This is a genomic window from Pseudomonas sp. PDM03 (genome assembly GCF_014852385.1).
In the GTDB taxonomy this organism is placed as follows: domain Bacteria; phylum Pseudomonadota; class Gammaproteobacteria; order Pseudomonadales; family Pseudomonadaceae; genus Aquipseudomonas; species Aquipseudomonas migulae.
Window position 1 is genome coordinate 70,249 of record NZ_JACVBM010000006.1, and the last position, 26,448, is coordinate 96,696.

General features: G+C 60.3%; 29 protein-coding genes. 11 read left to right on the top strand and 18 right to left on the bottom strand.

All coding sequences use genetic code 11. The annotated features are described in order from the left end of the window. Position 1: 1 nt before the first annotated feature. The 9 genes from hisD to IB254_RS11585 form a co-directional block, all read right to left on the bottom strand. Positions 2 to 1,327 carry a histidinol dehydrogenase gene (gene hisD, locus IB254_RS11545; RefSeq protein ID WP_192227734.1) on the bottom strand — a complete coding sequence of 442 codons (1,326 nt, stop codon included), beginning with the start codon at positions 1,325 to 1,327 and terminating at the stop codon, positions 2 to 4. 125 nt (positions 1,328 to 1,452) lie between these two features. Next, positions 1,453 to 2,088, bottom strand: a complete 636-nt coding sequence (gene hisG / locus IB254_RS11550; RefSeq protein ID WP_008026940.1) for an ATP phosphoribosyltransferase — start codon at positions 2,086 to 2,088, stop codon at positions 1,453 to 1,455. 143 nt (positions 2,089 to 2,231) lie between these two features. Next, positions 2,232 to 3,497 (bottom strand): UDP-N-acetylglucosamine 1-carboxyvinyltransferase, encoded by a 1,266-nt coding sequence (murA, locus tag IB254_RS11555; RefSeq protein ID WP_017336551.1) that lies wholly within the window; start codon positions 3,495 to 3,497, stop codon positions 2,232 to 2,234. 22 nt (positions 3,498 to 3,519) lie between these two features. Continuing rightward, positions 3,520 to 3,759 (bottom strand): BolA family protein, encoded by a 240-nt coding sequence (locus IB254_RS11560; protein ID WP_150710210.1) that lies wholly within the window; start codon positions 3,757 to 3,759, stop codon positions 3,520 to 3,522. A 113-nt stretch (positions 3,760 to 3,872) separates the two neighbouring features. Continuing rightward, entirely contained in the window at positions 3,873 to 4,178 is a 306-nt protein-coding gene (locus IB254_RS11565) for a lipid asymmetry maintenance protein MlaB (protein WP_192417372.1), read from the bottom strand. Next, on the bottom strand, positions 4,175 to 4,831 hold the full coding sequence (locus IB254_RS11570; RefSeq protein ID WP_192417373.1) for a phospholipid-binding protein MlaC: 657 nt from the start codon (positions 4,829 to 4,831) through the stop codon (positions 4,175 to 4,177). The genes IB254_RS11565 and IB254_RS11570 overlap by 4 nt, the downstream gene beginning before the upstream one ends. Before the next feature lie 11 nt (positions 4,832 to 4,842). Beyond that, the gene (gene mlaD / locus IB254_RS11575; protein WP_008026930.1) at positions 4,843 to 5,310 is read right to left on the bottom strand and encodes an outer membrane lipid asymmetry maintenance protein MlaD; all 468 of its coding nucleotides are present in this window, start codon (positions 5,308 to 5,310) and stop codon (positions 4,843 to 4,845) included. After that, on the bottom strand, positions 5,310 to 6,107 hold the full coding sequence (gene mlaE / locus IB254_RS11580) for a lipid asymmetry maintenance ABC transporter permease subunit MlaE (RefSeq protein ID WP_008026928.1): 798 nt from the start codon (positions 6,105 to 6,107) through the stop codon (positions 5,310 to 5,312). Before mlaE ends, mlaD begins: the two co-directional genes overlap by 1 nt. Beyond that, positions 6,107 to 6,916, bottom strand: coding sequence for an ATP-binding cassette domain-containing protein (locus IB254_RS11585; RefSeq protein WP_008026926.1), 810 nt, complete (start codon positions 6,914 to 6,916; stop codon positions 6,107 to 6,109). Before IB254_RS11585 ends, mlaE begins: the two co-directional genes overlap by 1 nt. A 276-nt stretch (positions 6,917 to 7,192) precedes the next feature. Here IB254_RS11585 and IB254_RS11590 point away from each other — a divergent pair, with 276 nt between their 5' ends. The 10 genes from IB254_RS11590 to IB254_RS11635 all read left to right on the top strand — a co-directional run bounded on the left by IB254_RS11590 (position 7,193) and on the right by IB254_RS11635 (position 14,220). Beyond that, positions 7,193 to 8,167, top strand: coding sequence for a KpsF/GutQ family sugar-phosphate isomerase (locus tag IB254_RS11590; protein WP_192417374.1), 975 nt, complete (start codon positions 7,193 to 7,195; stop codon positions 8,165 to 8,167). Continuing rightward, positions 8,167 to 8,691: a KdsC family phosphatase gene (locus IB254_RS11595; RefSeq protein WP_192417375.1), complete on the top strand. Its 525-nt coding sequence runs from the start codon at positions 8,167 to 8,169 to the stop codon at positions 8,689 to 8,691. The genes IB254_RS11590 and IB254_RS11595 overlap by 1 nt, the downstream gene beginning before the upstream one ends. A gap of 7 nt (positions 8,692 to 8,698) precedes the next feature. Further along, entirely contained in the window at positions 8,699 to 9,271 is a 573-nt protein-coding gene (gene lptC / locus IB254_RS11600) for an LPS export ABC transporter periplasmic protein LptC (protein ID WP_008026921.1), read from the top strand. Then, the gene (lptA, locus tag IB254_RS11605) at positions 9,258 to 9,806 is read left to right on the top strand and encodes a lipopolysaccharide transport periplasmic protein LptA (protein ID WP_192417376.1); all 549 of its coding nucleotides are present in this window, start codon (positions 9,258 to 9,260) and stop codon (positions 9,804 to 9,806) included. The genes lptC and lptA overlap by 14 nt, the downstream gene beginning before the upstream one ends. Next, the gene (lptB, locus tag IB254_RS11610; protein ID WP_008026918.1) at positions 9,806 to 10,531 is read left to right on the top strand and encodes an LPS export ABC transporter ATP-binding protein; all 726 of its coding nucleotides are present in this window, start codon (positions 9,806 to 9,808) and stop codon (positions 10,529 to 10,531) included. The genes lptA and lptB overlap by 1 nt, the downstream gene beginning before the upstream one ends. 184 nt (positions 10,532 to 10,715) lie before the next feature. After that, a complete protein-coding gene (locus IB254_RS11615; RefSeq protein WP_032828652.1) occupies positions 10,716 to 12,209 on the top strand; it encodes an RNA polymerase factor sigma-54 in 1,494 nt (497 codons plus the stop codon). Positions 12,210 to 12,283: 74 nt separating this feature from the next. Then, the gene (gene hpf / locus IB254_RS11620; protein WP_007941242.1) at positions 12,284 to 12,592 is read left to right on the top strand and encodes a ribosome hibernation-promoting factor, HPF/YfiA family; all 309 of its coding nucleotides are present in this window, start codon (positions 12,284 to 12,286) and stop codon (positions 12,590 to 12,592) included. A 12-nt stretch (positions 12,593 to 12,604) separates the two neighbouring features. Continuing rightward, a complete protein-coding gene (gene ptsN, locus IB254_RS11625; RefSeq protein ID WP_008026914.1) occupies positions 12,605 to 13,069 on the top strand; it encodes a PTS IIA-like nitrogen regulatory protein PtsN in 465 nt (154 codons plus the stop codon). 2 nt (positions 13,070 to 13,071) lie between these two features. Further along, positions 13,072 to 13,929 (top strand): RNase adapter RapZ, encoded by an 858-nt coding sequence (gene rapZ / locus IB254_RS11630; RefSeq protein WP_008037390.1) that lies wholly within the window; start codon positions 13,072 to 13,074, stop codon positions 13,927 to 13,929. A gap of 15 nt (positions 13,930 to 13,944) precedes the next feature. After that, the gene (locus IB254_RS11635) at positions 13,945 to 14,220 is read left to right on the top strand and encodes an HPr family phosphocarrier protein (protein WP_192417377.1); all 276 of its coding nucleotides are present in this window, start codon (positions 13,945 to 13,947) and stop codon (positions 14,218 to 14,220) included. 7 nt (positions 14,221 to 14,227) lie between these two features. On the opposite strand, the gene IB254_RS11640 is transcribed toward IB254_RS11635, so the two are convergent. The 6 genes from IB254_RS11640 to pmbA all read right to left on the bottom strand — a co-directional run bounded on the left by IB254_RS11640 (position 14,228) and on the right by pmbA (position 19,573). Further along, positions 14,228 to 15,121, bottom strand: a complete 894-nt coding sequence (locus IB254_RS11640) for a ZIP family metal transporter (RefSeq protein WP_192417378.1) — start codon at positions 15,119 to 15,121, stop codon at positions 14,228 to 14,230. A 30-nt stretch (positions 15,122 to 15,151) separates the two neighbouring features. Continuing rightward, positions 15,152 to 15,763, bottom strand: a complete 612-nt coding sequence (locus IB254_RS11645) for a superoxide dismutase (RefSeq protein WP_192417379.1) — start codon at positions 15,761 to 15,763, stop codon at positions 15,152 to 15,154. 1 nt (position 15,764) lies between these two features. After that, the gene (locus IB254_RS11650; protein ID WP_192417380.1) at positions 15,765 to 16,196 is read right to left on the bottom strand and encodes a hypothetical protein; all 432 of its coding nucleotides are present in this window, start codon (positions 16,194 to 16,196) and stop codon (positions 15,765 to 15,767) included. Between the two features lie 27 nt (positions 16,197 to 16,223). After that, positions 16,224 to 17,600, bottom strand: a complete 1,377-nt coding sequence (locus IB254_RS11655) for a class II fumarate hydratase (RefSeq protein WP_192227730.1) — start codon at positions 17,598 to 17,600, stop codon at positions 16,224 to 16,226. Then, positions 17,581 to 17,988 carry a FagA protein gene (locus IB254_RS11660; protein ID WP_192417381.1) on the bottom strand — a complete coding sequence of 136 codons (408 nt, stop codon included), beginning with the start codon at positions 17,986 to 17,988 and terminating at the stop codon, positions 17,581 to 17,583. Before IB254_RS11660 ends, IB254_RS11655 begins: the two co-directional genes overlap by 20 nt. 238 nt (positions 17,989 to 18,226) lie before the next feature. Next, entirely contained in the window at positions 18,227 to 19,573 is a 1,347-nt protein-coding gene (gene pmbA / locus IB254_RS11665) for a metalloprotease PmbA (RefSeq protein ID WP_192417382.1), read from the bottom strand. Between the two features lie 108 nt (positions 19,574 to 19,681). Between pmbA and yjgA the strand changes: the two genes are divergently transcribed. After that, positions 19,682 to 20,206, top strand: coding sequence for a ribosome biogenesis factor YjgA (gene yjgA / locus IB254_RS11670; RefSeq protein ID WP_192417383.1), 525 nt, complete (start codon positions 19,682 to 19,684; stop codon positions 20,204 to 20,206). A 48-nt stretch (positions 20,207 to 20,254) separates the two neighbouring features. Here yjgA and tldD read toward each other — a convergent pair whose 3' ends face one another. The 3 genes from tldD to IB254_RS11685 form a co-directional block, all read right to left on the bottom strand. Continuing rightward, on the bottom strand, positions 20,255 to 21,697 hold the full coding sequence (gene tldD, locus IB254_RS11675) for a metalloprotease TldD (RefSeq protein ID WP_008037402.1): 1,443 nt from the start codon (positions 21,695 to 21,697) through the stop codon (positions 20,255 to 20,257). Positions 21,698 to 21,715: 18 nt separating this feature from the next. Then, positions 21,716 to 22,564: a carbon-nitrogen hydrolase family protein gene (locus IB254_RS11680; RefSeq protein WP_192417384.1), complete on the bottom strand. Its 849-nt coding sequence runs from the start codon at positions 22,562 to 22,564 to the stop codon at positions 21,716 to 21,718. Between the two features lie 70 nt (positions 22,565 to 22,634). After that, the gene (locus IB254_RS11685; RefSeq protein ID WP_192417385.1) at positions 22,635 to 26,438 is read right to left on the bottom strand and encodes a YhdP family protein; all 3,804 of its coding nucleotides are present in this window, start codon (positions 26,436 to 26,438) and stop codon (positions 22,635 to 22,637) included. Between the last annotated feature and the right edge of the window lie 10 nt (positions 26,439 to 26,448).

Consider the following 26,448-nt stretch of genomic DNA (forward strand, 5'->3'; position numbering starts at 1 on the left):
CTCAGTTCCCCTGCTTGTCGTCGATGATGCGGTATTCGGCACTGCGGGCGTGGGCGGTCAGCGACTCGCCACGGGCCAGCACGGAAGCGGTCTTGCCCAGTTCCGACGCACCCTGCTCGGAGCAGAAGATGATCGACGAGCGTTTCTGGAAGTCGTACACGCCCAGCGGCGACGAGAAACGAGCAGTGCCGGAGGTCGGCAGCACGTGGTTCGGGCCGGCGCAGTAGTCGCCCAAGGCTTCGGAGGTGTGACGGCCCATGAAGATTGCGCCGGCGTGACGGATCTGCGGCAACCACGCTTGTGGATCGGCGACCGACAACTCCAGGTGCTCCGGTGCGATGCGGTTGGCCACTTCGATGGCTTGTTCCATATCGCGAACCTGGATCAGCGCCCCACGACCATTGATCGAGGTTTCGATGATCTCGGCGCGCTCCATGGTCGGCAGCAGTTTGGCGATGCTGGCGGCAACCTTGTCGAGGAATGCGGCGTCCGGGCTGACCAGAATCGCCTGGGCGTCTTCGTCGTGCTCAGCCTGGGAGAACAGGTCCATGGCGATCCAGTCCGGATCGGTCTGGCCGTCGCACACAACGAGGATTTCCGACGGGCCGGCGATCATGTCAATGCCGACCTGGCCGAACACGTGACGCTTGGCGGTGGCGACATAGATATTGCCCGGGCCGACCACCTTGTCGACCTTCGGCACGCTTTCGGTGCCGTACGCCAACGCGGCAACGGCTTGGGCGCCACCGATGGTGAACACACGATCGACGCCAGCGATGCACGCAGCGGCCAATACCAGCTCGTTGATTTCACCACGTGGGGTCGGCACTACCATGACCACTTCGGTCACGCCCGCCACTTTGGCCGGAATCGCATTCATCAGCACGGACGACGGGTACGACGCTTTACCGCCCGGGACATAAAGACCGGCGCGATCCAGCGGCGTGACCTTCTGGCCCAGCACGGTGCCATCGGCCTCGGTGTAGCTCCAGGAATCCTGTTTCTGCTTTTCGTGGTAGCTGCGCACACGGGCCGCGGCTTTTTCCAGCGCTTCGCGCTGCGGCACGGTGATTCGGGTCAGCGCCAGTTCCAGGCGCTCGCGCGGCAGGATCAGGTCGGCCATCGAGGCGACTTCCAGGCCGTCGAACTTCTGGGTGAATTCCACCAGCGCCGCATCGCCACGCTCGCGCACGGCCTTGATGATGTCCAGCACCCGCTGATTGACCGAGTCGTCAGACACACTTTCCCAGCTCAGCAGATGATCCAGATGATGTGCGAAATCCGGATCAGCAGCGTTGAGTCGGCGAATTGCAGTCGGTGCGGTCATAGCGAGAGCCTCATAGGAATGGCAAAAACTCAGGCGCCCTAACTTAGCAGTCGTTTCCGCTTGGGCACCTGAGATTCTGGCTATGAGGCGGATAGACGGGCGCGACTCAAAGTCGCGCAGGTGAATCAGCCGCGGTGTCGAGACTCCACTGCCTTGCGCAGGGTGTCGATCAACGCCTGGATACGGGCGTGCTGCATTTTCATCGAAGCTTTGTTGACGATCAGCCGGGAGCTGATGTCGGCAATGAAATCCTGGGGTTCCAGGCCATTGGCGCGCAGGGTGTTGCCGGTGTCGACCACGTCGATGATCTTGTCCGCCAGACCGATCAGCGGCGCCAGCTCCATCGAGCCGTATAGCTTGATGATGTCGACCTGACGGCCCTGTTCGGCGTAGTAACGCTTGGCAACGTTGACGAACTTGGTCGCCACCCGCAAACGGCCCTTGGGCTCGACATCGCCGACACGGCCAGCGGTCATCAGCTTGCAGAGGGCAATGCGCAGGTCCAGTGGCTCGTACAAGCCCTGGCCGCCATATTCCATCAGCACATCTTTACCGGCGACGCCCAGGTCAGCGGCACCATGCTCGACATAGGTCGGCACATCGGTGGCGCGCACGATCAGCAGGCGTACATCTTCCTGGGTCGTGGGGATGATCAGCTTGCGGCTCTTGTCCGGATTCTCGGTCGGCACGATGCCCGCTTCAGCCAGAAGCGGCAGGGTGTCGTCAAGGATGCGGCCCTTGGACAGTGCGATGGTCAACATGGGAAACGTCAGTCCTTATCAGGCTACTGATGCCCGGTCGCAAATGGCGCCGGACACACATCGTGGGCTCTCTCAATAAAAAAAGAAGCCCTCGACTTGAAACGAATTCAACGGGCACATCCTTATGCCCATGCAGCAAAAAACTAGCCCGGTACGCGGCGGATCTTGGCGCCGAGCATCTGCAGTTTCTCTTCGATGCACTCATAACCACGGTCGATGTGGTAGATGCGGTCGATCAGGGTGTCGCCTTCAGCGATCAGCGCCGAGATCACCAGGCTGGCCGAAGCACGCAGGTCGGTGGCCATGACTGGCGCGCCTTTCAGCTTCTCGGTACCGGTGACAATGGCGGTGTTGCCTTCGACCTGGATCTTGGCGCCCATGCGGTGCAGTTCGTAAACGTGCATGAAGCGGTTTTCGAAGATCGTCTCGATCACGGCACCGGTGCCTTCGGCAATGGCGTTGAGCGAGATGAACTGCGCCTGCATGTCGGTCGGGAACGCCGGGTACGGAGCGGTGCGCACGTTGACGGCTTTCGGCCGCTTGCCGTGCATGTTCAGCTCGATCCAGTCTTCGCCGCAGGTGATTTCGGCACCCGACTCACGGAGTTTCTCCAGGACGGCTTCGAGGATGGTCGGATCGGTGTCCTTGACCTTCACACGACCACCGGTCACGGCGGCGGCAACCAGGTAGGTGCCGGTTTCGATGCGGTCAGGCATCACTTTGTAAGTGGTGGTGTGCAGACGCTCGACGCCATCGATGGTGATGGTGTCGGTGCCGGCGCCAGTGATCTTGGCACCCATGGCGATCAGGAAGTTCGCCAGGTCGACGACTTCAGGTTCGCGCGCGGCGTTGGCCAGCACGCTGCGGCCCTTGGCCAGGGCAGCGGCCATCATGATGTTTTCGGTACCGGTCACACTGACGGTGTCGAAGAAGAAGTGCGCGCCACGCAGGCCGCCTTCAGGCGCCTTGGCCTTGATGTAGCCGCCTTCGACGTCGATGACCGCGCCCATGGCTTCAAGACCACGGATGTGCAGGTCCACCGGACGCGAGCCGATGGCGCAACCGCCAGGCAGTGCGACTTCGGCTTCACCGAAACGGGCAACCATCGGGCCCAGTACCAGGATCGACGCACGCATGGTTTTAACCAGTTCGTACGGAGCGATCAGGGTCTTGATGGTGCGCGGGTCGATTTCGACGCTGAGTTTCTCGTCGATCACCGGCTCGATACCCATGCGACCGAACAGCTCGATCATGGTGGTGATGTCGTGCAGGTGCGGCAAGTTGGCAACGGTAACCGGGCCATCGCACAGCAAAGTTGCAGCCAGGATCGGCAGGGCAGAGTTCTTTGCCCCGGAAATGCGGATCTCGCCATCAAGACGAGCGCCACCGGTAATAATCAATTTATCCATAAGAATCTCGACGCCCTTGGGCTCAGGTGCGCTCGGCCCAGGCCGCGCTGCTGAAAAATTTCATAGTGACCGCATGGATGCTGCCATCGGTGATCCATGGGTTCAAATGGGCATAGACCTGCTGCTGACGCTTCACCGGGCTCAACGCCGCCAGTTCATCGCTAATCACATTCAGCTGAAAATTGCAGCCTTCACCTTCAACTTCCACCTGCGTGTTTGGCAGCTTTCCTTCAAGGAAGCTCTTCACTTCTACGGCCTGCATGCTCAACCTCAATCGGCGCCCTGTGCGCGCGGGTCGGACATCATACAAAAAAGCCCCGCGCCTGCGAACCCCGCGAAGCAGGACTCTGACGGGGGGCTTCTCTGTCGATGCGGTTAGGGATGCGCCAACAGCTCGGTCATTTCGCTGACCTGAGCGATTTCGCGCATGTCTTCGGGCATCGCGCGGATGCTCAGCGTCTTGCCGGCCTCGTGCGCATCCCGCATGAAACACAGCAGCAACGACAAGCCGACGCTGCTGGATTTCAACACCGCCGAACAGTCCACCACCAGTGCCGGGGACTTGCTGGCCTTGATCAGCGCCTGGCCCTGCTTGCGCAGGCCCGGGCCGGTGAGGTAGTCCAGCATGCCGCTGAGCATCAGTTCACCGGATTCGTTCATGCGAATGGCCGATACACTCATTGGGTCTGCTGCTCGGTGGATTGCTTCTGGCTGGCTTCCTTGGCCTTGGCGACTTCACCGGCCCAACCATTGATGGTCTTGTCCAGGTCGTTGCCATTGCGCTGCATCGCATCGGCGAATTGGTCGCGGAACAGCTTGCCGATGTTGATACCGTTGATGATCACGTTACGCAGCTTCCACTCGCCGTTGATCTTCTCGAGCGTGTAGGACACAGGATAGATCGCGCCGTTGCTGCCTTTGACCGTCATGCCAACGCTGGTGCGGTCTCCCGACTCATCCTTGGCAGGGTCGACGACGATGCCCTGGTTGTTGTACTCGAGCAAGGCGTTGCCATAGAACTGGAACAGGCCTTTCTTGAAGTTCTCTTCAAAGGTCTTCATTTGCGCCGGCGTGGCCTTGCGCGAATATTTGACCGTCATGATGCTCTTGGAGATGCCCTCGGCATCCACCACAGGCCCGACGATGGTGTTCAGCGCCGTGTAAAAGTCCTGCGGGTCCTGTTTGTACTTCTCTTTGTTGGCCGACAGATCCGCCAGCAACCGGGTCGTGGTGTCTTGTACCAGTTCGTGCGCGGAAGGCGCCGCCACGGCGTTAGCCATCAACGGCAGGGCCGCGAGTAATACCAACAGGCCACGTCGCAAGGTAGAGATCATTCAAAAGCTCCTCATTTGGCGTCTTTGCTAACGGTATTGAGCAGGAATTTACCGATCAGGTCCTCGAGCACCAGCGATGACTGGGTGTCATGGATGGTTCCACCATCCTTGAGCAGGGCTTCTTCGCCGCCCACGCTGATACCGATGTACTTCTCGCCCAACAGGCCAGCAGTCAGGATAGATGCAGTGGAGTCATTCGGCAGGTTATCTACGCGCTTTTCCAGCTGCATCGTCACTCGACCGGTGAAACTGTCGCGGTCCAGATCGATCGCCGTGACCTTGCCGATGGTCACACCGGCCATGGTCACTTTAGCTCTGACCGTCAAACCGGCGATATTGTCGAAATACGCATAAAGTTTATAAGTATCGTTGGTTGCGCTCGGGGACAGGCCACTCACCCGCAACGCCAGCAACAGCAAAGCCAGGATGCCAGCCAGCAAGAAAAGGCCGACACCGATTTCCAGGGTGCGGTTTTGCATCAGAAATCTCCAAACATCAAGGCGGTCAGAATAAAGTCCAGGCCGAGTACCGCCAACGAGGCGTACACAACGGTCTTGGTAGTGGCACGACTGATCCCCTCGGATGTGGGCTCGCAGTCATAGCCTTGGAATACGGCGATCCAGGTCACGACAAAAGCGAAGACAATGCTTTTGATGATGCCGTTCAGCACATCGTCGGCAAAGGTCACGCTGTTTTGCATGTTCGACCAGTAGGAACCTTCATAGACACCCAGCCAGTCGACGGCCACCCACGAACCGCCCCAGATACCCACCACGCTGAAAATCATCGCCAGCACCGGCAGGGAAATGAAGCCGGCCCACAGGCGCGGGGCAATGATGTACTTGAGCGGGTCGACACCAATCATTTCCAGACTGGACAACTGCTCGGTGGACTTCATGTTGCCGATTTCAGCCGTCAGGGCCGAACCGGCGCGCCCGGCGAACAACAACGCCGTGACCACGGGGCCCAGTTCACGCAGCAACGTCAGCGCAACCATCTGCCCGACCGCCTGCTCCGAACCATAGCTGGACAGGATGTTGAACCCCTGCAGCGCCAGCACCATGCCGATGAACACCCCGGAGACCACGATGATCACCAGGGACATCACGCCCACCGAATGCAATTGCTTGATCAGCAGCCCGAACCCGCCGCCGATACCGCCACGGCCGAGCAAGGCATGAAACAGGAAGATCGTCGAACGACCGAACACCGCCAGCACATCGATGCCTGAGTGGCCGAACCGGCGCACGCGCTCCAATAGTGAAATCTTGCGCATCAACGCTTCCCCAGAAGATCTGCGCGGTAATCCGTCGCTGGAAAGTGGTACGCCACCGGGCCGTCGGGTTCGCCGGTCATGAATTGGCGAATTCGCGGCTCCTGCGAGTTCATCAGCTCCTCGGGCGTGCCCTGCCCCAACACCTGACCTTCGCCCACCACATAGATGTAGTCGGCGATGCTCGCCGTCTCGGCCAGATCGTGGGAGACCACGATACTGGTGATGCCCAGCGCGTCGTTGAGCAGGCGGATCAAGCGCACCAGGACGCCCATGGCGATCGGGTCCTGACCGACGAAGGGTTCGTCATACATGAGAATCTGCGGATCGAGAGCAATTGCCCGGGCCAGCGCCACACGACGCTTCATGCCGCCGGACAGTTCCTCGGGCATCAGGTCGATGGCGCCACGCAGGCCCACGGCCTGCAATTTGAGCAGGACGATGTCCCGGATCATTTCTTCCGGAAGCTCGGTATGAACGCGAAGCGGAAAGGCGACGTTCTCGAACACATCGAGATCGGTAAACAGTGCGCCGCTCTGAAACAGCACGCCCATGTGCTTGCGAGCGTCGAACAAATCGCTGCGCGACAGCTTCGGCAGGTTTTGACCGTTGACCCAGACTTCGCCCTTGGTGGGACGCAGCTGTGCGCCCATCAAACGCAGCAATGTGGTCTTGCCACACCCGGAAGGCCCCATGATGCCGGTGACCTTGCCGCGTGGAATACGGATATCGACGTTATTGAAAATGCTGCGCGAACCGCGCTTGAAGGTCAGTCCCTTCAGCTCGACCGCGTAGGCGTTATCGGCACTCATCTAAACTCCTTGCGATGCAGCCTCTCACTCGGACGCCTGACTTTCTGACGAAAGCACATACCTCCCGGGCAGGCCGAACTGGCGGCGAACTATATCACTGCAAAGGCCAAGCGCCCAAGCGCCAAGCCGGGCCATGTTCAGCAACATGACAGGCAAAAAGCATTCACTCGGAGGGTTTCGGTAACAGGGAATGACAAAGCGCGACGAACTTGCGTGAGGGTTTCGATCATTACCGCTATAATCGCCGCCTTTTCATCAGGCTATACGATTTCTGACATGAGCCAATCCAGCGACCTGATTCAATCAGCACAACGCACCATCCGCCTCGAACTGGAAGCCGTAGAAGGCTTGCTGCCCCACATCGACGCAGATTTCGTACGCGCTTGCGAGATGATTCTGGCCAGCAAAGGCCGCGTAGTCGTGGTCGGCATGGGCAAATCAGGGCACATCGGCAACAAGATCGCGGCCACCCTGGCCAGCACCGGCACCACGGCATTCTTCGTGCACCCGGCCGAAGCCAGTCACGGCGACATGGGCATGATCACCCGCGACGACATCATCCTGGCCCTGTCGAACTCCGGTTCCACCAACGAAATCGTGACCCTGCTGCCGCTGATCAAGCGCCTGGGCATCAAACTGATCAGCGTGACCGGCAACCCCGACTCACCGCTGGCCAAGGCCGCCGAGGTCAACCTCAACGCGCACGTCGAGCATGAAGCCTGCCCGTTGAACCTGGCGCCGACATCGTCGACCACTGCGGCGCTGGTCATGGGCGACGCCCTGGCCGTTGCGCTGCTGGAAGCCCGCGGCTTTACTGCTGAAGACTTCGCCTTTTCCCACCCTGGTGGCGCGCTGGGCCGACGCCTGCTGTTGAAAGTGGAAAACGTCATGCACGCCGGGCAGGAGCTGCCGCAAGTCCAGCGCGGCACCCTGCTCAAGGACGCGCTGATGGAAATGACCCGCAAGGGTCTGGGTATGACCGTGATCCTGGAAGCCGACGGCAAACTCGCCGGGATCTTCACCGACGGCGATTTGCGCCGCACCCTGGATCGCAGCATCGACATCCACAGCGCGACGATCGACCAGGTCATGACCGCTCACGGCAAGACCGCCCGCGCCGAGATGCTCGCGGCCGAGGCCCTGAAAATCATGGAAGACCATAAAATCAACGCGCTGGTCGTGGTCGATAGCGAAGACCGCCCGGTCGGCGCCTTGAACATGCACGACTTGCTGCGCGCGGGAGTAATGTAATGAGCACGGACCTGCTGCAACGCGGCAAACAGATCAAACTGGCGGTATTCGACGTTGACGGCGTCCTGACCGACGGACGCCTGTACTTCCTTGAAGACGGCAGCGAATTCAAGACATTCAATACACTCGACGGCCATGGCATCAAGATGTTGATGGCAGCGGGCGTGCAGACGGCTATCATCAGCGGCCGCAAGACCCCGGTGGTCGAGCGACGGGCGAAGAACCTCGGTATTCCCCACCTTTATCAGGGCCGTGAAGATAAACTGGTGGTGCTTGACGAGCTTCTCGCACAGCTCAATCTAAGCTATGAACAAGTCGCCTACCTCGGCGACGACCTGCCAGACCTGCCGGTGATCCGCCGCGTTGGCCTGGGCATGGCGGTGGCCAATGCCGCCAGCTTCGTGCGTGAACACGCCCACGGCATCACCCAGGCCCGTGGTGGCGAGGGTGCCGCTCGCGAATTCTGCGAATTGATCCTGCGCGCCCAGGGCCGCCTCGATGCGGCCAACGCCGCGTACCTGTGAGCCAACTATGCTGAGCAAGAAATTTCGCAACATCCTGATGTTCGGTTGCATCGCAGCGATATTTGCTGCGGTCGGCTACTGGAACATCAGCCCGGAGCGCTTCCTCGACAAGCCTGTGGCAAAGGTCGATGAAAGCGAAATCGACTACTACGCGATCAACGCGCACAGCGTCCAGTTCCTGCCGGATGGCAAACTGCAATACGAAATGACGTCCGACAAGGTTGAACACCTGAAGGCGACCGAAGTGACGCTGCTGACCAACCCGGACCTGAACCTGTTCCGCGGCACCCAGTTCCCTTGGCACGTCCAGAGCGAACACGGCGAGGTCAACCCGGACGGCACCCAGGTCGAACTGATCGACTCGGTGCGCATCACGCGTTTCGACGAGAAAAACCGCAAGACCCTGATTACCACCACCCGTATGACCGTGTTCCCGCAACAGCAATATGCGCAGACCGAGCAACCCGTTAGAATCGACGGCGCTGGCGGTGTATCGACTGGCAAGGGAATGAAAGCGTATTTGAAAGAAAGCAGGATACACCTGCTATCGAACGTAAGAGGACAGTATGAGGCTCGTTAAAACTCTCCCTATTTTGCTCGGTCTGAGCGCAGCACTGGGAAGCGTGAGCGCCTGGGCTCTGCCGAACGATCAACAGCAGCCGATCCGCATCCAGGCCGACGACGCCCAACTGGACGACAAGAACGGTATTGCCACCTATAAAGGCGACGTGATCATCACCCAAGGTTCGATGATCGTTAAAGGCAATACTGTAACCATGACCCGCACCCCTGCGGGCGACATCGACGTGGTGACTTCGGTGGGCAACCTTGCCTATTTCGAACAACTGCAAACGGCGGGCGACACCAAGCCGGTTCAGGGCTGGGGCGTCACCATCCAGTACCACGCCTCGCAAGACCGCGTCGTGCTGATCGATCGCGCCAAAGTTGTCGATAAAGACGGCAACGTCACCCAAGGCGAGAAAATCGTCTACGACACCAACAAAAAGCTTGCCAGCGCAGGCCGTGCCACGGGCACCAATGTGACCGAGTCGCGTCCGCGTATCGACATGGTTATCCAGCCGAAAAAGAAAACCGACGAGCAAAAGGCCCAGTAATGGCAACTCTGAAAGCTCAGCATTTGGCCAAGAGCTACAAGAGCCGTCAGGTCGTGCGCGACGTCAGCCTGTCTATCGACAGCGGTCAGATCGTCGGCCTGCTTGGCCCTAACGGCGCCGGTAAAACCACCTGTTTCTACATGATTGTCGGCCTGGTTCAGGCGGATCAGGGTCGCGTACTGATCGATGATCTGGACGTCAGCCACCAGCCGATGCACGGTCGTGCAAAGGCAGGTATCGGCTATCTTCCGCAAGAAGCGTCGATCTTCCGCAAACTCTCGGTCGCCGACAACATCATGGCGATCCTCGAGACCCGCAAGGAACTCGACAAGGCCGATCGCCGCAAGGAACTGGAAAGCCTGCTGCAGGAATTCCACATCAGCCACATCCGCGACAGCCTCGGCATGAGCCTGTCCGGTGGCGAGCGCCGCCGCGTGGAAATCGCCCGGGCACTGGCCACCAACCCGAAATTCATCCTCCTCGACGAACCGTTCGCCGGCGTGGACCCGATTTCGGTGGGCGACATCAAGCAGATCATCTACCACCTCAAGGCCAAGGGCATTGGCGTGCTGATCACCGACCACAACGTCCGTGAGACGCTGGATATCTGCGAAACCGCCTACATCGTCAACGATGGCCAACTGATCGCCGAAGGTGATTCGGCCACCATCCTGGCCAACGACCTCGTGAAAGAAGTCTATCTGGGCCATGAGTTCCGCCTGTAAGCACAGAGGTGTCTGGCTGGCTGCCCGAGCGCTTGTCTCGATAAAAAATCAATACTTTTTTATTGTTACAGCGCTCTAGGCAAACGCTACGGTTTCGGGCATATAATTTGCTTATGTTTGGCGCTTCGGCGCCCTGTAGTGGATGGCGCATGTGCGCCGGCGAATAAGGTGTTTAGCCCCTGCCATGAAACCATCGCTAGTCTTGAGAATGGGCCAGCAGCTGACGATGACACCGCAGCTGCAACAGGCCATCCGCCTGCTCCAATTGTCGACCCTGGACCTGCAACAGGAAATCCAGGAGGCCCTGGAGTCCAATCCGATGCTCGAACGCCAGGAAGAAGGCGACGACTTCGATAACGCCGACCCCTTGGCCGACAAAGCCGAACAGCAACCCAACGCCGACGTTTCAGAACCCTCCTATCAGGAAACCGCCCCGACGGTGGACAACCTCGAGGAAGGTGACTGGAACGAGCGCATTCCCAACGAACTGCCCGTCGACACCGCCTGGGAAGACGTCTACCAGACCAGCGCCAGCAGCCTGCCGAGCAACGATGACGACGAGTGGGATTTCACGACCCGTACATCCGCCGGTGAGAGCCTGCAAAGCCACCTGCTGTGGCAACTGAACCTGGCGCCGATGTCCGACACCGATCGCCTGATCGCCGTGACCCTGATCGATTGCATCAACAATCAGGGCTACCTGGACGAAACCCTTGAGGAAATCCTCGAAGCCTTCGATCCGGAACTCGACATCGAACTGGACGAGATCGAAGCCGTCCTGCATCGCATCCAGCAATTCGAACCCGCCGGCATCGGCGCCCGCAACCTGGGTGAATGCCTGCTGCTGCAATTGCGCCAACTCCCTGCCAAGACACCTTGGCTGGCCGAGGCCAAGCGCCTGGTCACCGATTACATCGACCTGCTCGGCAGCCGCGACTACAGCCAGCTGATGCGCCGCATGAAGCTCAAGGAAGATGAACTGCGCCAGGTGATCGAACTGGTTCAGAGCCTCAACCCGCGCCCTGGCTCGCAGATCGAATCCAGCGAAGCCGAGTACGTCGTCCCCGACGTGATCGTGCGCAAGGACAACGAGCGCTGGCTGGTCGAGCTGAACCAGGAATCGGTGCCACGGCTGCGGGTCAACGCCCAATACGCCGGTTTTGTGCGCCGCGCCGATACCAGTGCCGACAACACCTTCATGCGCAATCAGTTGCAAGAGGCCCGCTGGTTCATCAAGAGCCTGCAAAGCCGCAACGAAACCCTGATGAAAGTTGCCACCCAGATCGTCGAGCATCAGCGCGGTTTTCTGGAATACGGCGACGAAGCGATGAAACCGCTGGTGCTGCATGACATCGCCGAAGCGGTGGGCATGCATGAGTCGACGATTTCCCGCGTAACCACACAAAAATTCATGCATACCCCCCGGGGCATATATGAGCTGAAATACTTTTTCTCCAGTCACGTCAGCACCTCCGAAGGCGGTGAATGCTCGTCCACGGCGATCCGCGCGATCATCAAAAAACTGGTTGCCGCGGAAAATCAGAAAAAGCCGTTGAGTGACAGCAAGATCGCTGGTTTACTGGAGGCACAAGGCATTCAGGTGGCTCGCCGCACCGTCGCCAAGTACCGCGAATCCCTCGGGATCGCGCCTTCGAGCGAACGCAAGCGGTTGATGTAGAGCCACGCCACAGCGTTCCAGTGGTAGATCATCTGGTCTACCGCTTTATGCACTGGCAACGAAGGAGAAGCTGTATGCAAGTCAACATCAGTGGACACCAACTGGAAGTGACCGAACCTCTTCGCACCTACATCGGCGAAAAACTCGAACGGTTAGAGAGGCATTTCGACAAGATCACCAACGTGCAGGTCACGATGACGGTCGAAAAGCTGAAGCAGAAAATCGAAGCCACGCTGCATATTCCCGGCAATGAAGTGGTCGCCAACGCGGAACATACCGATATGTACGCGGCGATCGACGCATTGACCGACAAGCTGGATAAACAACTCAAAAAGCATAAGGAAAAGACCCAGAGCCTCCTCCAGGGCGCGACCGGTCGTTAACACTCCCAACCCATGATCCGACTTGAAAGCATCCTGACCCCCGGCCGTTCCCTCGTGAACGTGCCGGGCGGCAGCAAAAAGAAAGCCCTCGAGCAAATTGCCAACCTGATCGCCCGGGAAGTGCCGGATCTGGAGATGCAAGATGTCTTCGAGGCGTTGATTGCCCGTGAAAAACTCGGCTCGACCGGTTTTGGCAACGGCATCGCTATCCCTCACTGCCGGCTGAAAGGTTGCACCTCGCCCATCAGCGCCTTGATGCACCTGGACGCCCCCATCGATTTCGACGCCATCGACGGTGCTCCGGTTGACCTGCTGTTCGTCTTGCTGGTCCCCGAAGCCGCTACCGATGCGCACCTTGAATTGCTCCGCCAGATCGCCAGCATGCTCGATCGCAAGGAAGTCCGCGATCGCCTGCGTAGCGCCCCGAGCAATGAAGCCTTGTATCAGGTTGTCCTGGACGAGCAAAACGGGCACTAATCATGCGCTTGATCATCGTCAGTGGCCGTTCCGGCTCAGGTAAAAGCACCGCGCTCGATGTTCTCGAGGACAACGGCTATTACTGCATCGACAACCTGCCCGCCGGGTTGTTGCCGGAACTGGCCGAACGCGCGCTGGTCCACACCGAACTGCCACAGCCGCTGGTTGCCGTCTCTATTGATGCGCGCAACCTGCCGAGTCACCTGAGCCGGTTTCCGGAACTGCTCGAAGAAGTTCGCAGCCGGCATATCCAGTGCGACGTCCTGTACCTGGACGCCGACGAAGAAACCTTGCTGAAGCGTTTTTCGGAAACTCGCCGTCGTCACCCGCTGAGCAGCGCCAACCGCTCGCTGGCCGAGGCGATCAACGACGAAACCAGCCTGCTCGGGCCGATTGCCGACCTCGCCGATCTCAAGGTCATCACCACCAACCTGAACCTGTACCAGCTGCGCGACACCATCAAGTTACGCCTGCTGAACCAGCCGGAACCCGGTACTGCGTTTTTGGTGGAGTCGTTCGGATTCAAGCGCGGCATGCCGGTGGACGCCGACCTGGTGTTCGACGTGCGCTGCCTGCCGAACCCCTATTGGAAACCCGAGCTACGCGATCAGTCCGGGCTTGATGAGCCGGTTGCCACGTACCTGGCCGCCCAGCCGGACGTCGAAGAGATGTTCCAGGACATTTCCACGTACCTGCTCAAATGGCTGCCCCGCTTTGCCGCCAGCAACCGCGCTTATGTCACCATTGCCATCGGCTGCACCGGCGGGCATCACCGCTCCGTCTATCTGACCGAACGTCTGGGTCAGGCCCTGCAAAAAACCCTGAAGAACGTCCAGGTCCGCCACCGCGACCTCAGCTAAAGGATTCACATCGCGATGCCTGCTCTGGAAATCGAAATCATCAACAAGCTGGGTCTGCATGCCCGTGCTTCCGCCAAATTCGTTGGTGTCGCTGGTCAGTTCAAGGATTGCACGATCAGGGTTGGACGCACGCCGGAATCCACGGTCGACGGCAAAAGCATCATGGCAATGATGATGCTCGCGGCCGGCAAGGGCACCACAATCCACCTGAGCACGGAAGGCGAGCAGGAACAGGAAGCGCTGGATGCGTTGGTGGCGTTGATCAACAACTTCTTCGACGAAGGCGAATAACGCTCGCCTAGGCGAGCGCTGTATCCATCACCATCATCAAACAAAACCCGATCAGCAGCCCAAGGCTGGCCAGCTTGTCGTGACCATGGCGGCGCGACTCGGGGATGACTTCGTGCGTGACCACCAGCAACATGGCCCCGGCCGCGAGCGCCAGGCCCAACGGCAACAGCAATTCGGCCAGACTCACCAGCCAGGCGCACAACAGTGCGAAGACCGGCTCCACCAAGCCTGATGCCGCCCCGATCAGGAACGCCTTGACCCGCGACATCCCTGCCCCGGCCAACACCAACGCAATGACCAATCCTTCCGGCACATCCTGTAAGGCGATGCCCATGGCCAGGCTGTCGGCGTCAGGCATGCCGCCACCCGCCGAGACACCGACCGCCATGCCTTCGGGAATGTTGTGGGCAATGATGGCAAACACGAACAACCAGATCCGTGGCGGAATGACCGGCCGCTCCAGTGTGCCGACGAGCATTTCCGGCGAAGCACCTGAGACCTTTCGATCCACCAGATACAGCCCGAACGCGCCAAGCATGATGCCGAAACTGATCAGACCGCTGGCCGCCCAAGGTGTCAGCCCCAGGCTTTCAGCGGCGGCAATGCCTGGCACGATCAGCGAAAACGCCGTCGCCGCGAGCATCACCCCGGCACCGAAGCCGAGCAACGTATCGCTGACCGCCTGGGGCATGCGTCGAATCACCAGCACCGGCACCGCGCCCAAAGCCGTGCCCAAGGCGCAAATGGCCCCGCCCTGCAACGCACGCAGCAGTTTCGGCTCAAGGTCCAGCCACGCGAGCCCATGCGCAACCAACAGGCTCATGCCCGCCAGCAGTAACAGCGACCCAAACGCGTAACGAAACATTCGTCCACTTCCGGTCGCCAGCGTTTCAGTGCCCATAGTCCGCCCAGGATTGTTTTTATAGAAGACTTAAACCAGTACAGCCTGATAGCGCGCAGCGACTTCGGGCCAATTGATCACGTTGTAAAAAGCGTTGATGTATTCCGGGCGGCGGTTTTGATACCGCAGGTAATAAGCATGCTCCCAGACATCCAGCCCCAGAATCGGCGTATTGCCGTTCATCAAGGGACTGTCCTGATTGCCGCTGCTTTCAACGACCAGCGTCTTTTGCGGCGTCACACTCAGCCAGGCCCAGCCACTGCCGAAACGGGTCAGCGCGGCTTTGGTGAAGGCCTCCTTGAAACGGTCGAGGCCGCCCAACTGGTCTTCGATGGCCTTGGCCAATTCACCGTCTGGCTGACCGCCGCCGTTGGGCACCATCACTTCCCAGAACAGCGAGTGGTTGGCGTGACCCCCGCCCTGATTGATCACCGCTGCGCGGAGCTTTTCCGGTAGTTGCTGGACAGCTGCCACCAGTTTTTCCACCGGCCACTCGGCGAACTCGGTGCCTTCGACAGCGGCGTTGAGGTTATTGATGTAAGTCTGGTGATGCTTGGTGTAGTGGATTTCCATGGTCTGCGCATCGATGTGCGGTTCCAGGGCATCGTAGGCGTACGGCAAGGCAGGCAAGCTAAAAGCCATTTCAGTGGACTCCGTGATGTAGAGACGCAGGAGGCGACGCGGCATCGATGTGCAGCAAACGATGAGTGCGTGGGTATTCGCCATGCTCGCTGATGAAATTCAGCAGTTCGACGTAGGTTTTGCTGCTCTGACGCAGTGCGGCTTCACGCAATGCCGGCGCCAGTCGCGGGTCCTGCATGGTCTTCAACAAGCGCTGGTGGATGGCGCACAGGTATTCGGCGCTCTCCTCCGGCTGGTTCAGACGCAAATGCAGGTCCGCGAGGTTGTGATGGGAAATGACACAGGCCGCCACCGCTTCGTCGGCATCCGCCCAGCGCTCGAACAACACCTGGGCCAGGGCCAATGCCTGCAAGTAAGCCTCGCGGGCATCGACGTATTCGCCCAGCATGAAACAACGGTTTGCCCTTTCGATCGTGCGTTTCCAGTGCTCCATGGTGAGCCTCCAAAGCGGTTGCGGTGATTACACGCCGCCTGCGGTGAGCTTTTCCGGATTGAGCAACTCTTCCAGTTGGCTGCGCGACAGTTCGGTGTGCTCCAGAGCGACATCGATCACCGGCCGGCCTTGCTGATAAGCCTTCTTGGCGATCTCCGCAGCTTTTTGGTAACCAATGATCGGGTTCAGTGCCGTGACCAGAATCGGGTTGCGCGACAGCGCTTCCTTGAGCCTGGCTTCGTTGACCTTGAAACTGGCGATAGCCTTTTCACCCAAGAGATGGCTGGAGTTGGCCAGCAATTCGATGCTGCTCAACAGGTTCTGAGCGATGATCGGCAGCATCACGTTCAGCTCGAAATTGCCCGACTGCCCGGCGATGGTGATCACCGTGTCATTGCCGATCACCTGGGCGGCGACCATCGCGGTGGCTTCCGGGATCACCGGGTTGACCTTGCCGGGCATGATCGACGAGCCCGGTTGCAAGGCTTCGAGTTCGATTTCACCGAGGCCGGCCAGCGGGCCGGAGTTCATCCAGCGCAGGTCGTTGGCGATTTTCATCAGCGAGACAGCGGTGGTTTTCAGCTGCCCGGAGACCGCAACGGCGGTGTCCTGAGAGCCGATCAGTGCAAACAGATCGGTGCCCGGCGTGAATTGCACCTGAGTCAACTTGCTCAGCTGCTGGCTGAAAAGTCCGGCAAATTCAGGGTGCGCATTGATACCGGTGCCCACTGCCGTGCCCCCCTGAGCCAGGGATTGCAGGCTCGGCAGCAGATCCTGCAGATGGCCGATGTTGGCTTTCAGCTGTTGCGCCCAACCGTTGAGCACCTGGCTCATGCGCACCGGCATCGCATCCATCAAGTGAGTGCGACCGGTTTTGACGTGGTGGTGAACCTCTTCAGCCTTTTGCTCGATCACCTGCACCAAGCGCACCAATGCCGGCAGCAATTGCTCATGCAATGCCAGCGCAGCGCTGACGTGGATGGTGGTCGGGATGATGTCGTTGCTGCTCTGCCCGCAGTTGACGTGATCGTTGGGGTTCACCGGCTCGCCAAGCAGTCGGCTCGCCAGCGTGGCAATCACTTCGTTGGCGTTCATGTTGGAACTGGTGCCTGAACCGGTCTGGAAGATATCCACCGGGAAGTGCTGCATGAAGTCGTCCTTGAGCAAACCCAACGCCGCTTCGACGATGGCATTGCCCTGGGATTCGCTGATCTGCTTGAGTTCGACGTTGGCGCGGGCGGCGGCGGCCTTGGCCAGGATCAGCGCACGGATGAACTGCACGGGCATCGGCTTGCCGCTGATCGGGAAGTTATTCACCGCACGCTGGGTCTGTGCGCCGTAGAGGGCGTCCACCGGGACTTGGAGCTCGCCCATGCTGTCGCGCTCAATACGTGTCTTGGTCATCAGAAAATCCTTGCACCAGTTCTATGAGAGGAATCGAAGGCTGCAACTCGCAGGTCGCCAGTTGCCAGGTGTAGCTTTGCCAGCGCTTGAGGCGGCACTTGCACAGAGAGAGGCGTTCGAGTTCGCGCAGCGGGCGCCACGCCTGGTCCAGGCAATAGGTTCGCCAGTGCCAGGGCAGCGCGACGTCGGCGGCGGTGTCGAGCAGCAGACGGAAAGAGGTTTCGGCGATGGTCCAGGGTGAAGTCGCCGTGCAACACGCCAGATACCGGCCTTCGGCCAGGTAGTGTTCGATCAGGCGCGGCTCGTCAGGGTCCATCCCGCAACGGATCTGGCGACTCATCCAGCGCCAGCTTTCGAGGTAAGGCTGCTCGTGCAAGGCAGAACTCATGATCCGGGGCTCATTCGGTAATGAGATTTATTATTAGATGATAATGAGAACCAACACAAGCCCGAGCATGGTCCCTTGTAGGAGCCGGCTTGCTGGCGATTGCGACCTGGCATTCAACATCGATGTCGACTGATTGACCGCAATCGCCAGCAAGCCGGCTCCTACAGGTGTGTTATGCGGGCACAAAAAAAGGCGCGCCACCCATTGGGTGGCGCGCCTTTTGTGTAGCGGTCGCGGGTTAGCTGCCTGCGACTGTCATTCGCTCGATCAGCACCGAACCTGTGCGAATGTTGCTGCGCAATTCCAGGTCGTTACCCACCGCAACGATCTGCTTGAACATGTCGCGCATGTTGCCGGCGATGGTCACTTCCTGGACGGCAAACTGGATTTCGCCGTTCTCGACCCAGTAACCCGCCGCGCCACGGGAGTAATCGCCCGTGACCATGTTCAGGCCCTGGCCCATCAGCTCGGTGACCAGCAAGCCACGGCCCATGCGGCGCAGCAACGCCGCCTGATCTTCATCGCCATGGGTGACGAACAGGTTGTGCACGCCGCCGGCGTTGGCCGTGCTCGGCATGCCGAGTTTACGACCGGAATAGGTGCCGAGGATGTAGGACACCAACTCGCCTTTTTCGACGAACGGTTTGGCGTAGGTCGCCAGGCCATCGCCGTCAAACGCCGAGCTGCCCATTGCACGCATCAAATGCGGACGCTCATCGATGGTCAGCCATTCCGGGAACAGCTTCTGACCCAAGGTCCCTTCAAGGAACGACGATTTGCGATACAGACTGCCGCCGGAAATCGCCGAAAGGAAACTGCCGAACAAGCCACCGGCCAGCTCAGCGGAAAACAATACCGGTACTTCACAGGTCGGCACCGGACGCGCGCCCAGTCGGCTCGCCGCCCGCTGTGCGGCACGCTGGCCGATGCTCGCCGGGTCGGCCAGCAAGTTGCCCTGGCGATTGACGTCGTACCAGTAATCACGCTGCATCTGGCCGTCGGCTTCGGCGATCATGACGCAGCTCAAGCTATGACGAGTCGATGCATATCCGCCGACAAAACCGTGGCTGTTGCCGTAAACGCGGCAGCCCTGATGCGTGCTGAGGGTGGTGCCGTCGGCGTTCTTGATCCGGCTGTCGGTGGCAAATGCCGCAGCTTCACAGCTCAGGGCCATCTCGATGGCTTGTTCCGGTGTGATGTCCCACTGATGGAACAGGTCGAAATCCTGCAGATCCTTGGCCATCAGCGCGGCATCCGCCAGGCCGGCAGCTTCGTCTTCGGAGGTGTGTTTAGCGATGGCCAGCGCCGCAGCGACGGTTTCACGAATCGCTTCAGGACCGCTGGCCGACGTGCTGGCCGAGCCCTTGCGCTGCCCGACGTACAAGGTGATGCCAAAGCCCTGATCGCGGTTGAATTCGACGGTTTCGACCTCGCGCTGACGCACTGATGTGGACAGGCCCTGCTCCAGGGACACCGCCACTTCACAGGCACTGGCGCCCTGACGCTTGGCTTCAGCGATGATCTGCTCGACTTGTTCTTGCAGTGCCGGCAACGCTTGTGGGCCGACGCTTTCAACTGCACTCATGCTGTTCTCCACTCAAATTCTGCTTTCGGTAAAGGCCTTCGAGCGACCGGGCCGGACAAGCGGCCCCCGACTGGTTATCATGGCGGCGTTTCTTTGCGGACGGCCACCATGGTTGATTCTTACGACGACTCCCTCGATACGGGAGAAAAAAGCAAATCCCAGGTTAAACGCGAGCTGAATGCTCTGGTTGACCTCGGCGAACGCCTTACAACGCTCAAGCCTGACTTGCTGGCAAAACTCCCGTTGACCGACGCTCTGCGCCGGGCTCTGGGCGATGCGCCCAAGCACACCGCGAATATCGCGCGTAAACGGCACCTTATGTTCATCGGCAAATTGATGCGCGATCAGGACACTGACGCCATTCTGACTTTGCTCGATCAACTCGATGCCTCCACCCGGCAGTACAACGAACGTTTCCATGGCCTGGAACGCTGGCGCGATCGCTTGATCGCGGGCGACGATGCAGTCCTGGAGAAGTTCGTGCTCGACTACCCGGAGGCTGATCGTCAGCAGTTGCGCTCCCTGATCCGTCAGGCCCAGCACGAACTGGCGACCAACAAGCCACCGGCATCGAGCCGTAAAATCTTCAAGTACATCCGTGAGCTGGACGAGACTCAACGCGGTCTGCGTTGAATCTCTTCTCGGGTGAGTCGCCACGCGGCTCACCCGAAGCTCCATCCCTTACGATCCTGTACCACCCACAGTGATCGCATCGATTTTCAGCGTTGGCTGGCCGACACCCACCGGCACCGACTGCCCATCCTTGCCGCACGTGCCCACGCCGCTGTCCAGCGCCAGGTCATTACCGACCATCGACACCTTGCTCATCGCTTCAGGCCCGTTGCCGATCAACGTTGCGCCTTTGACCGGCGCCGTAATCTTGCCGTCTTCGATCAGGTACGCCTCGCTGGTGGAGAACACAAACTTGCCGCTGGTGATGTCCACCTGACCGCCGCCAAGGTTGGCGCAGTAGATGCCGCGCTTCACCGAGGCGATGATTTCCGCCGGATCACTTTCGCCCGCCAGCATGTAGGTATTGGTCATGCGTGGCATTGGCAGGTGCGCGTAGGACTCACGGCGACCGTTGCCGGTGCGGGCGACGCCCATCAGGCGCGCGTTGAGCTTGTCCTGCATGTAGCCTTTGAGTACGCCGTTTTCGATCAGCGTGGTGCACTCGGTCGGGGTGCCTTCGTCGTCGACGCTCAACGAACCGCGACGACCGGCCAGCGTGCCGTCATCGACGATGGTGCAGAGCTTGGACGCAACCATCTCGCCCATACGACCACTGTAAGCGGAGCTGCCCTTGCGGTTGAAATCGCCTTCCAGACCGTGACCGACCGCTTCGTGCAGCAACACGCCGGACCAGCCCGAACCCAACACCACCGGCAACGTACCGGCCGGCGCCGGAATGGCTTCGAGGTTGACCAGCGCCTGACGCAACGCTTCACGGGCGTAGCCCATGGCGCGGTCGTCGCTGAGGAAATAACGGTAATCGGTACGCCCGCCGCCGCCATGGCCGCCGCGCTCGCGGCGACCGTTCTGCTCAACGATTACACTGACGTTGAAGCGCACCAACGGCCGTACATCCGCCGCCAGGCTGCCATCGGTCGAAGCGACAAGAATGCGCTCCCAGACGCCGGCCATGCTCACCGTGACTTGCTGGATACGCGGGTCGAGAGCGCGGGTGGCGACGTCGATACGCTTGAGCAATTCGACTTTCTCGGCGCGGGTCATCACTTCCAGCGGGTTGTCCGGCCCGTACAACTGGGCGACGTCCTGAGTGGTGAAGGCCTGCACCGTGCCGTTCTGCCCGGCGCGGGAGATCGAGCGCGCAGCACGGGCCGCAGCGCCAAGGGCTTCGAGGGTAATGGCATTGCTGTAGGCAAAACCGGTTTTCTCACCCGATTGCGCGCGCACACCAACGCCCTGGTCAAGGTTGAAACTACCTTCCTTGACGATGCCGTCTTCCAGCGCCCAGGACTCGGAAATCTGCCCCTGGAAATACAGGTCGGCGGCATCGATGCCCGGGCCGGCCAGATCGCCGAGCACACCTTGCAGGCTTTCGATGGTAACGCCGCCGGGCGCCAGGAGGTGTTCACTGACTGAGGACAACAACTCGCTCATATGCTTTACGCCTTAAATTCATCGTTCTGAGGCAGGTCGCCGGGCGCCCTGCGAGAAAAAGCGCCGGTGACTGGACACCGGCATCCGCGCCCGGATGGACGCCTGTTCGCTGCTATCGCGTTCGGCCAGCAGCACGGCCTCGCCTTGATCCTGTTGCGCCAGCACTCGACCCCACGGGTCGACAATTGCGGCATGGCCCCAGGTTTCTCGCGGCCCCGGATGCGTTCCACCCTGGGCAGCCGCGAGCACGTAACACTGGGTCTCAATGGCCCGCGCACGAATCAGTACATCCCAATGCGCCGCGCCGGTCACCGCAGTAAAGGCCGACGGCGCGGTAATCAACTCCGCCCCGGCAGCGCGTAACTCGCTGTACAGCTCCGGGAAGCGCAGGTCGTAACACACCGTCAGGCCGACTCGACCGACGGGCGTGTCCACGACCACCACGCCACTGCCATAAGCATAGTCATCGGACTCACGATAACGCCCACGGTTGTCCGCCACGTCCACGTCGAACAAGTGCAGCTTGTCGTAGCGTGCCACCGTTTCGCCCTGATCATTGACCAGCAGCGAGCAGGCATGCACTTTCGCCGTCGGCTGATCCGCCGGCGGCAACGGCAATGTGCCGGCCACTATCCATAACTTGAGGTCGCGGGCGGTCTGTTTCAACCAGGGCAGGATCGGACCTTCGCCCAACGCTTCGGCGCGACCGATATCAGCGATGTCGCGTCGGCCCATGGCGGCGAAGTTTTCCGGCAGCACGGCAAGCTTTGCGCCCCCGCCGGCCGCTTGTTCGAGCAGCCGACGGGCCTGGGCCAGATTGGCCAGCACGTCGCTCTGGCTGACCATTTGAATCACCGCTACAGACATGGCGCGCTCCTGAATAGACAGGCGTCCATGCTACTCCATAGGCCCGGCGTGTGGGTTCTGAAAAAGCGCGTCAAAAAGGTTTGTCGAAGGTGATTTTCGGCTCTTTCCACGGGCCTTTGACGGTGTACTTCACGCTGGCGAAACGTGCCACGCGGTCACCGATCAGCTTGTCGATCAGGAACAGTGCCCCACCGATGGCCGGTGCACCGACAATCAGCGCGGCAATCGGCAGGTTGTTGGTAACCGGCAAGGTCACCAGCAGTTTCGCATCGATCTGATCACCCACCAGGTCCAGCGTGCCATTGAGCTCGACATTGCTCGACGGACCGGTCAGCAGAATCGGCTCACGGGTCACGTAAACGCCATTGGTCCCGACCAGCAAGCCTTTGACCCGGTCGTAACTCAAGCCTTTGCCAAACAGATCGGAGAAGTCCAGCCGCAAGCGCCGGCCGATGGAGTTGAAGTTGAGCAGGCCAAATACCCGCAACGCCTGAGCGCCACCCTCGACCTCAACGAACTGGCCTTTATTCAGCGACGCATCAAGCGTCCCGGAGAAACGCTTGGTGGCCAGCCAGGCCGGTGAACCGGGCCAGCGACCGTCGACATCCATATGAAACTCTTCGCTGGTGACACTGGGCGCAAAGCCCCAGCCTTTCAGCACATCCGCCAGATTCTTGCCGCTGACCCGGCCCTTGTACCAACTGGTGGAAGCACCAGGCGCGCCTTCCCAACCGCCGCTGCCCTGCAACAGAAGGCCCTTGAGGCCCAGATCCAACGTATTGAGCGCGATACCTTTGGCGGTCGGACGCACTTTCAGCGACCAGCCCCCGACCAGATCCTGCCCCTGGAACAGCTGATTGATGGTGATATCCAGCGCCGGGATCTTCGTCGGATCCACGGAGGCTAATGGATCCGGCGAATTTTCATCGGCCAAAACCGTTGGGTCCGGTGCCGGCAAACGCACGTATTGCAGATTGATCGCAATCGGTGCGCCTTTCGCATCGGGGATACCGGCGGTGCCCTTGACCTGTTGGCTGTCGAGTTGCAGGGCCCATGCACTCGGCTTGCGGTTCAACTGCACCGAGGCCTGATCAAGCGTGGTACCGATGCCGCTGAGCTTGCCGACCTTGAAATCCGCGCCGCTGAGCAACTGCTTGGCGCTGCCGCCCGGATCCTGGCCAGCATACTTGTCCACCAGATCCTTCCACGGGCCGACATCCAGCTCCGACAGCACGCCGCGCACCCGCAGGCCTTTGCCGCCTGGCAATACGGCATCGCCACCACCGAGGAACAATTCACCGCGACCGTCGGCAAAACTGCCGGCCGGCGCTGCAAACGTGAAGCTGGCCAATTCGCCGTACTTGACCCAGTAACGCCGTTCCGGCCCTTGCAGGGTCATGCGGAACGTCGTGTCGCGCCCCACATCGGCCGCCATGCCGAACGGCGCCGGCAAATCGACGGCCACGCCTTTGAGGCTGGAATTGACCATCAACTGGCTGTCTGCGCCATCCAGGTTCAGTTGCAACTGATACGGGATCAAACCAGAGACCGGCAACGGCTGCGTGACACTCAGCCAGTCAGTCAGCTTTTTGACCTCGACCTGGCCGGAAGCAGTGACGCGCGTCTTGATGTCGCCTGGACTGCCATCGGCGAAAATCTGTGCGGTGACGGGTTTGTCAAAGGCACGAGCGGTGATGTTCTGCCCACTCAAGCCTTTGGTGCTGTCAAAGCGGAAATCGCCCTTCAACTGAGTCAGTTCAAGGACTGGCTCGGCCAGTTTCAAGCGCGCCTTGGCTGTCTTGAAGTCGACGAGGATATTCGGCTGTTCACCTTTGGCCAGCGGAATATCCAGTTTCAGCTTGCCCTTCAGCTCGCCCTCGCCTTCCCATCCGGCGAAGGTGGCGGCGGTGCCGATCGGCGCTTCCTGGAGAATTTTCAGGCCATCGCCCAACCCGCCAGCGAAAGCGCCATCGAGCAACAGGTGAGGGTTTTGCCCGGCGGGCGCGTGGGGAATATTGACGTAAATATCGCTGACTTGTGTGTCGAGCAACTGGCCTTTGCTGGCCAGAATCCGCACGCCACTGTCTTCGATGAACACGTCGCCAGTGACCTTGCTGACATGCGGCCAGCCCGGCTGGAACGCCAGCTCGGCATCGTGAACCTTGAAGAACAGGCTGATGCTGCGCGCGGTGTCGGCGGCGCCATGGTTCAGCGAGCCCTGATACTGGAAGAAGCCCTGGTCCACCGCGCCCTTGAGAATTGCGGTACGCAACCATTCGTCCAGCGCCGGGCTGAGCACTTCGGGCAGGTACTTGGCGGTGTACTTGCCATCGCCCTCCACCAGGCCGACCCGCAGGTCCATGTAGTCTTCCTGGGTGTGATCGAAATGCAGGCGGATCAGGAAGTCGCCGGCAATCTTGCCCTCTTCGCCCAGCACCTTCAGGTACGGCGCGATCAGGGTGAAACCTTCTTTGTCGAGCTTCCAGGTCAAACGGGCGTTGGCCTGAATGTATTGCCATGGCTTGGCGAAAATCGGGTCCAGGTGCAGGGAAAAATCCTTGCTGTCCATGCGCAGTTCGCCGTGACCCAGATCACCACTGATGCTGCCGCTGACATTCCTTGCTGCCGGGGCGCCGTGATAGGCATCAAAGCCGACCCGGTCGAGGTTGGCGGCAAAACTGACCTTGCCGTCGTCGGTGGCGTTGGGCCGGATGTCGACCAGCACGTTACGCAAACCACCCGTCACCTTGAGCCGTTCGACGGCGGTGGCGAGGCCTTCGGGCAATGGCCCCAAGGCATTCAGCAGCGGAGTCAGCGGGGTGAGGTCGAGGCGGTCGGCTTGCAGATGCCAGAGCTCTTCGGTCGTGTCGGTGGCCAGGCTCTGTTTGAGTTGCAGGTGCGATTCCCAGCGGGTCTCACCGAAGTTCATGGACAGCGAGTCCACCGTCACCAGAAAGCCTTCGGCACTGCGCTGGAAATAACTGTTGAGCGCCAGGTTGTTGATCTGGATCGGCTTGCGCTCGGCGTAGGCGCCCTTGAGTTGCGGCGCGTTCAAGCGGATCGCGGCGCTTTGCAGAGCGCCCTTGTCCCAGTTGACCCAGAGTTCGCCACCGGCCTTGATTTCGGAGAAGTTCCATTGCTGGGTCACACGCTCGGGCAGCCATTTCGACCAGTCGCTTTGCGGCAGGCTCAGGTACGCATCCGCTGCACCGTCCTGCCACTGGCTGGCGTGAATGCGGGTGCGCACGCTCATGGCGACCGGCTGGCCGTCGGGCAGGGTCAGCCGTGCATCGAGTCGTTGCCGGGAGACGCCGGTTTTCAGATTCAGGCCAACGTAGGTCAAGGTCAGCGGCGGGTGATCCAGTGGCTGCAAGGTCACTTGGCTGTCGAGCACCGACAACTGCTGGACCATCTGCATGCGATTGAGCAGTTGTTCCGGATCCAGCGGCTGATCCTGCTGCACTGGCAAGCCTTCCAGCGCCCAATGACCATCCTCGCCTTCCTTGAGGCTGATCTTCAGACCGTTGAGTTCCAGATGAGCGATGCGCAGTTCACGGGCCGCCAGGCTGGCCCAGAGGTCCGGCACCGCGCGCACCTGATCCAGACGCAGGGCATTGGCGCCCTCGCCGACCATCACGTCGTGAGCCAGCAGAATCGGCGCGAAGCCGCTCCAGTTACCTTCCAGCTCACCGATATGCAGCGGCATGCCCAGGGCTGCGCCGGCTTTGGTTTCGACTTCGGCCCGATACTCGGCCACCAGCGGCGCCAGCTCGCGACCGAGACTGACGTAAAGCGCCATCATCACCAAAGCCAACGCGCACAGGCCCAGACCCCAGCGGGTCAGTGCGGCCAAAATGCGTGTCAGACGGTCCATGTCAGTTGGC

What these genes read in the sequence shown, in the direction of transcription:
- IB254_RS11655 (WP_192227730.1), bottom strand. Translation starts at nt 17,600, where the DNA reads ATGACCAAGACACGTATTGAGCGCGACAGCATGGGCGAGCTCCAAGTC.
- IB254_RS11560 (WP_150710210.1), bottom strand. Translation starts at nt 3,759, where the DNA reads ATGCAGGCCGTAGAAGTGAAGAGCTTCCTTGAAGGAAAGCTGCCAAAC.
- IB254_RS11640 (WP_192417378.1), bottom strand. Translation starts at nt 15,121, where the DNA reads ATGGGCACTGAAACGCTGGCGACCGGAAGTGGACGAATGTTTCGTTAC.
- pmbA (WP_192417382.1), bottom strand. Translation starts at nt 19,573, where the DNA reads ATGAGTGCAGTTGAAAGCGTCGGCCCACAAGCGTTGCCGGCACTGCAA.
- IB254_RS11615 (WP_032828652.1), top strand. Translation starts at nt 10,716, where the DNA reads ATGAAACCATCGCTAGTCTTGAGAATGGGCCAGCAGCTGACGATGACA.
- IB254_RS11650 (WP_192417380.1), bottom strand. Translation starts at nt 16,196, where the DNA reads ATGGAGCACTGGAAACGCACGATCGAAAGGGCAAACCGTTGTTTCATG.
- IB254_RS11680 (WP_192417384.1), bottom strand. Translation starts at nt 22,564, where the DNA reads ATGTCTGTAGCGGTGATTCAAATGGTCAGCCAGAGCGACGTGCTGGCC.
- IB254_RS11570 (WP_192417373.1), bottom strand. Translation starts at nt 4,831, where the DNA reads ATGATCTCTACCTTGCGACGTGGCCTGTTGGTATTACTCGCGGCCCTG.
- tldD (WP_008037402.1), bottom strand. Translation starts at nt 21,697, where the DNA reads ATGAGCGAGTTGTTGTCCTCAGTCAGTGAACACCTCCTGGCGCCCGGC.
- IB254_RS11645 (WP_192417379.1), bottom strand. Translation starts at nt 15,763, where the DNA reads ATGGCTTTTAGCTTGCCTGCCTTGCCGTACGCCTACGATGCCCTGGAA.
- lptC (WP_008026921.1), top strand. Translation starts at nt 8,699, where the DNA reads ATGCTGAGCAAGAAATTTCGCAACATCCTGATGTTCGGTTGCATCGCA.
- ptsN (WP_008026914.1), top strand. Translation starts at nt 12,605, where the DNA reads ATGATCCGACTTGAAAGCATCCTGACCCCCGGCCGTTCCCTCGTGAAC.
- IB254_RS11590 (WP_192417374.1), top strand. Translation starts at nt 7,193, where the DNA reads ATGAGCCAATCCAGCGACCTGATTCAATCAGCACAACGCACCATCCGC.
- hisD (WP_192227734.1), bottom strand. Translation starts at nt 1,327, where the DNA reads ATGACCGCACCGACTGCAATTCGCCGACTCAACGCTGCTGATCCGGAT.
- mlaE (WP_008026928.1), bottom strand. Translation starts at nt 6,107, where the DNA reads ATGCGCAAGATTTCACTATTGGAGCGCGTGCGCCGGTTCGGCCACTCA.
- lptA (WP_192417376.1), top strand. Translation starts at nt 9,258, where the DNA reads ATGAGGCTCGTTAAAACTCTCCCTATTTTGCTCGGTCTGAGCGCAGCA.
- IB254_RS11595 (WP_192417375.1), top strand. Translation starts at nt 8,167, where the DNA reads ATGAGCACGGACCTGCTGCAACGCGGCAAACAGATCAAACTGGCGGTA.
- IB254_RS11660 (WP_192417381.1), bottom strand. Translation starts at nt 17,988, where the DNA reads ATGAGTTCTGCCTTGCACGAGCAGCCTTACCTCGAAAGCTGGCGCTGG.
- lptB (WP_008026918.1), top strand. Translation starts at nt 9,806, where the DNA reads ATGGCAACTCTGAAAGCTCAGCATTTGGCCAAGAGCTACAAGAGCCGT.
- IB254_RS11565 (WP_192417372.1), bottom strand. Translation starts at nt 4,178, where the DNA reads ATGAGTGTATCGGCCATTCGCATGAACGAATCCGGTGAACTGATGCTC.
- hisG (WP_008026940.1), bottom strand. Translation starts at nt 2,088, where the DNA reads ATGTTGACCATCGCACTGTCCAAGGGCCGCATCCTTGACGACACCCTG.
- mlaD (WP_008026930.1), bottom strand. Translation starts at nt 5,310, where the DNA reads ATGCAAAACCGCACCCTGGAAATCGGTGTCGGCCTTTTCTTGCTGGCT.
- yjgA (WP_192417383.1), top strand. Translation starts at nt 19,682, where the DNA reads ATGGTTGATTCTTACGACGACTCCCTCGATACGGGAGAAAAAAGCAAA.
- IB254_RS11585 (WP_008026926.1), bottom strand. Translation starts at nt 6,916, where the DNA reads ATGAGTGCCGATAACGCCTACGCGGTCGAGCTGAAGGGACTGACCTTC.
- IB254_RS11635 (WP_192417377.1), top strand. Translation starts at nt 13,945, where the DNA reads ATGCCTGCTCTGGAAATCGAAATCATCAACAAGCTGGGTCTGCATGCC.
- IB254_RS11685 (WP_192417385.1), bottom strand. Translation starts at nt 26,438, where the DNA reads ATGGACCGTCTGACACGCATTTTGGCCGCACTGACCCGCTGGGGTCTG.
- rapZ (WP_008037390.1), top strand. Translation starts at nt 13,072, where the DNA reads ATGCGCTTGATCATCGTCAGTGGCCGTTCCGGCTCAGGTAAAAGCACC.
- murA (WP_017336551.1), bottom strand. Translation starts at nt 3,497, where the DNA reads ATGGATAAATTGATTATTACCGGTGGCGCTCGTCTTGATGGCGAGATC.
- hpf (WP_007941242.1), top strand. Translation starts at nt 12,284, where the DNA reads ATGCAAGTCAACATCAGTGGACACCAACTGGAAGTGACCGAACCTCTT.